The sequence below is a fragment of the Rhodoferax sp. UBA5149 genome, from assembly GCF_002413825.1.
Lineage (GTDB): Bacteria > Pseudomonadota > Gammaproteobacteria > Burkholderiales > Burkholderiaceae_C > Rhodoferax.
Genome location: NZ_DHXT01000074.1, coordinates 3,701 through 7,066, shown reverse-complemented (window position 1 = coordinate 7,066; position 3,366 = coordinate 3,701). Strand labels below are relative to the sequence as shown.

The 3,366-nt window shown below is 64.8% G+C and carries 4 protein-coding genes; 3 read left to right on the top strand and 1 reads right to left on the bottom strand.

The genetic code is table 11. From position 1 onward, the window contains the following. Window positions 1-209 precede the first annotated feature (209 nt). Complete coding sequence (locus B3V69_RS06200; RefSeq protein ID WP_296444796.1) at window positions 210-1,085, top strand: class I SAM-dependent methyltransferase; 876 nt, start codon at window positions 210-212, stop codon at window positions 1,083-1,085. 58 nt (window positions 1,086-1,143) lie between these two features. Here B3V69_RS06200 and trxA read toward each other — a convergent pair whose 3' ends face one another. After that, a complete protein-coding gene (gene trxA, locus B3V69_RS06195; RefSeq protein WP_296444795.1) occupies window positions 1,144-2,052 on the bottom strand; it encodes a thioredoxin in 909 nt (302 codons plus the stop codon). A gap of 104 nt (window positions 2,053-2,156) precedes the next feature. On the opposite strand from trxA, the gene purE reads away from it, so the two are divergent. Together purE and B3V69_RS06185 are read left to right on the top strand one after the other, a co-directional pair. Then, window positions 2,157-2,651: a 5-(carboxyamino)imidazole ribonucleotide mutase gene (purE, locus tag B3V69_RS06190; RefSeq protein WP_296444793.1), complete on the top strand. Its 495-nt coding sequence runs from the start codon at window positions 2,157-2,159 to the stop codon at window positions 2,649-2,651. Next, window positions 2,648-3,366: ATP-grasp domain-containing protein (locus B3V69_RS06185; RefSeq protein WP_296444791.1), on the top strand; the 719-nt coding region annotated here is incomplete at its 3' end. The genes purE and B3V69_RS06185, both read left to right, overlap by 4 nt.

Below are 3,366 nucleotides of genomic sequence, written 5' to 3'. Positions count from 1 at the left end.
AGCGCGCGGCTGGCCGCCGTGGTGCTTTGGTGGCGCGCTACCGCCAGCAGGTATTTCAGATCGTTCCAGTCGAACATGGCGGGCGATGTCGGGATGGGTTATGCATTTGTGCGACCCCATTATGCGAGCCTGCGGCTTGTGACGCCCAGGGGCGAGGCCTAGACTGGCCCTGCAGTGTTGCAAGGACAGATATTCACGAGGAGCTTGTCATGACAACTGTTTCGCCCCCGATCCCCACCCCGGATGCCCAGGCTTTCAAGACCGCGGTCCGCGCGCAATGGGACCGTTCGGCGCAAGGCTGGAACGAGCACACCTCGGAGATCCGCGCCTGGCTGCGCCAGGCCACCGATGCCATGCTGGACATGGCCGGCATCGGTCCCGGCGCATCGGTGCTGGATGTGGCGGCCGGTGCCGGTGACCAGACGCTGGACATCGCACAGCGCGTCGGCCCGACCGGCCGCGTCCTCGCCACCGACCTGTCTCCAGCGATTCTGGCACTGGCGCAGAAGAACGCCCGGCAGGCCGGCTTCAACCATGTCCAGACCCTGGTGGCCGATGGCGAGGCGCTGCCGGTGGAGCCCGCCAGCTTTGACGCCGTGGTGTGCCGACTGGGACTCATGTTTTTCCCCGCCCCGCTGCAAGGGCTGCGCGCCATGCACCGGGCCTTGCGGCAGGGCGGCGGCATCTGCACCCTGGTGTTCTCGCGGCCAGACCGCAACCCCTGCCTGGGCATCCTGATGGCCACCGCCCTCAAGCATGCGGGGCAGCCTGCGCGCGACCCGTTCCAGCCGGGCGGGCTGTTGAGTCTGGGCCAGCCGGGCCAGCTCGATGCGCTGTTCCGAGCAGCGGGTTTTCAGAACATTGCAAGCACGGCGCTGGAGGCGCCCTTTCGCCTGCCGACGGCGCGCCATTACCTCGACTTCGTTCGCGCGTCGGCCAGCCCGATCCAGCACATCCTCAGTCGGCTCAGCCCCGAAGCCGCGGATGCCGCATGGTCTGAGATGGAACAGCGTCTGGGCATTTTTACGACCAGCGAGGGCTGGGTCGGGCCGAACGAACTGCTTCTGACGGCGGCGCGGCGATGAAGCACGCTGGGGTGGAACGTGATGTCGGCGGCGCGCCCTCAAACCGGCGAGCTGGGGTTTAGCTCAGCACCACGCTGCTCAAGCGTCGGCGGTAGGTGGCCACCGTTGGGTCCACCGGCGGGATCTGGCCATCGGCCACTTTGACCTGGGGCGGCTCGATGATGTCCAGAATGGCGATGAAGGTCTTGCGCGCCAAGTCGTCGGCCCAGGCTTTGTCGCGCATCAGGATTTCCAGCAACTCGTCCATGGCGCCGGTCCAGTTCTGCGCCGCGATCAGGGTCTGGGCCTTGGCAAAGCGGCTGTCGAAGTCCCGCTTGTTGGCCGCAATCTTTGCATCAAACTCGGCGTTAGCCCCCGTCAAATCAGCGCGATCCGCTGCAAAATCAATAGCATTCATCCAGCGCTGCAAGGAATCAAAGCGCCGCACCAGAGCGGTTTTCGCAATCACGGGAGCGAAAGCCACCTTGGCGTCGTCGTCGCGCCCCAATTGCAGCAGCAGCTTGATGAAATCAAAACGGGCGTTTTCGTCGTCCGGGTTCTTCAGCACCGCCTGATGCAGTGCCTGGTACACCGCCTCGGGGTCGTCGGCGGCCGGCGCGTCGCTCACTTCGACGCTGGTGACCTCGGCTTCCAGCACCTCGTCGGCGGGCAGGTGTTTGTCGAGAAATTCCCGGATCTGGCTCTCCGGCAGCGCGCCCATGAAGCCGTCGACCGGCTTGCCCTGGAACATCAGCACGCAGGTCGGAATGCTGCGAATGCCAAAGGCCTGGCTCAGTTCCTGCTCCTGGTCCGAGTCAATCTTGACCAGCTTGAAGCGCCCGGCGTAGGCGGTTTCCAGTTTTTCCAGCAGCGGACCGAGCGCCTTGCAGGGGCCGCACCAGGGCGCCCAAAAGTCGACCAGCACCGGGGTTTGCATCGAGGCGGCAACCACCTCGTCATCAAAGTTTTCAACAGTCACGTTCATCATGGCGGGTGGCTCAGGGTAAAAAAGTAAAATTGGGCACTGATCACTTGCGGGACAGATCGTCAAGCCTTGAGCGTATCGCACTGGCCAACGCTGTCCTCAACACTATGAAACACATTCAAATCGGCGTCGTCATGGGCTCCAGCTCCGACTGGGACACCATGCAGCACGCAGTCCACATTCTCCAACAGTTCGGCATTGGGCACGAGGCCCGTGTGGTCTCGGCGCACCGCATGCCGGATGATATGTTCGCCTACGCGGAAAGCGCCGTCGATCGCGGTCTCAAAGCCATCATCGCCGGCGCCGGTGGTGCGGCCCATCTGCCGGGCATGCTGGCGGCCAAAACCACGGTGCCGGTGCTGGGGGTGCCGGTGGCCAGCAAGCATCTGTCGGGCGTGGACTCGCTGCACAGCATTGTGCAAATGCCCAAGGGCATCCCGGTGGCCACCTTCGCCATTGGTGCCGCCGGTGCCGCCAATGCGGCCCTGTTTGCGGTCGCCATGCTGGCCAATGAAAATCCTGCCTTGCGCGCCAAGCTCGATGCCTTTCGCGCCGAACAGACCGAAATCGCCCGCGGCATGACGCTGCCGCCCGTGCTATGAGCGGTCAGACGATTTTGCCTGGGACTATGGGCAACGGCCAGCAAACCACGCTGGGCGTGATGGGCGGTGGTCAGTTGGGTCGCATGTTCGTGCAGGCGGCCCAGGCCATGGGTTATTTCACCGTGGTGCTGGACCCCGATGTGGTCAGCCCGGCCGGGCTGGTGAGCCACTATCACATCCAGACCGATTTTCTGGACGAGCAGGGTCTGGCGCAGCTGATGCAGCGCTGCGCGGCCATCACCACCGAGTTTGAAAACGTGCCGGCACCCGCCCTGATGACACTGGGCTCGGCCCGGCCGGTGGCGCCCAGTGCCGAGGCGGTGGGCATTGCGCAAGACCGGGTCAAGGAGAAAGCGCATTTTGTGCGTTGTGGTGTGCCCTGCGCGCCGTACGCGGTGATCGAGTCCGCCGCGCAACTGGCCGCCGTGGCCGACGATCTGTTGCCCGGTATCCTGAAAACCGCACGCCTGGGCTACGACGGCAAAGGCCAGGCGCGCGTCAAGACCCGGGCCGAGCTCGCCGCCGCCTGGGCCGCCCTCAAAGGCGTGCCCTGTGTGCTGGAGAAAATGCTGCCGCTGAAAGCCGAGTGCTCGGTGATCGTGGCGCGCGGCTGGGACGGCGTCATGGTGAACCTGCCGGTGCAGCTCAACCTGCACCGCGAGGGGATTCTGGCGGTGACTTCAGCTTATGAAGGAAATCTGCCGCCAGCCCTCGC

Bases quoted from the DNA above. Each gene is read 5' to 3' on its own strand.
- B3V69_RS06200 (WP_296444796.1), top strand. From the start codon at position 210: ATGACAACTGTTTCGCCCCCGATCCCCACCCCGGATGCCCAGGCTTTC.
- trxA (WP_296444795.1), bottom strand. From the start codon at position 2,052: ATGATGAACGTGACTGTTGAAAACTTTGATGACGAGGTGGTTGCCGCC.
- purE (WP_296444793.1), top strand. From the start codon at position 2,157: ATGAAACACATTCAAATCGGCGTCGTCATGGGCTCCAGCTCCGACTGG.